Origin of the sequence: Tsukamurella sputi (genome assembly GCF_007858445.1) — a bacterium.
In the GTDB taxonomy this organism is placed as follows: Bacteria; Actinomycetota; Actinomycetes; order Mycobacteriales; family Mycobacteriaceae; genus Tsukamurella; species Tsukamurella sputi.
In genome coordinates this window covers 1-616 of record NZ_VIGV01000098.1, presented here as the reverse complement: position 1 = coordinate 616, position 616 = coordinate 1, and the positions used below count along the sequence as shown (strand labels likewise).

The window sequence follows — 616 nt, the reverse complement described above, 5'->3', positions numbered from 1 at the left end:
GGTCTTGATATTGCATTAGGCATTGGTGGCTTGCCAAGAGGCCGTATCGTTGAAATTTATGGTCCAGAATCCTCTGGTAAAACCACATTAACGTTACATGTTATCGCTGAAGCGCAAAAAGCGGGAGGTACCGCTGCCTTTATCGATGCTGAACATGCCCTCGATCCAACCTATGCGGCAAAACTTGGAGTCGATGTTGAGAACCTCTATATCTCTCAGCCTGATAATGGCGAGCAAGCGCTCGAAATCACCGACACATTAGTGCGTTCCGGCGCAATTGATATTGTTGTTGTTGACTCTGTTGCAGCGCTCACCCCTAAAGCAGAGATTGAAGGCGAGATGGGAGATTCTCATATGGGACTTCAAGCACGCCTTATGAGCCAAGCTTTAAGAAAATTGACAGCTAATATTCAAAAATCAAATACACTTGTGATCTTTATTAACCAGATCCGTATGAAGATCGGCGTGATGTTTGGTAACCCTGAAACAACAACCGGTGGAAACGCACTTAAATTCTACTCTTCCGTTCGCCTTGATATTCGCAGAACAGGAGCGGTGAAAAAGGGTGATGAGGTAATCGGAGCCGACACTCGCGTACGCGTTGTTAAGAATAAGG

At 45.8% G+C, this 616-nt stretch carries 1 protein-coding gene; it reads left to right on the top strand.

Going from position 1 to position 616, the window contains the following annotated elements:
* The coding region (gene recA, locus FK268_RS25985) for a recombinase RecA (RefSeq protein ID WP_146437828.1) at nt 1-616 on the top strand (616 nt) is incomplete at both ends.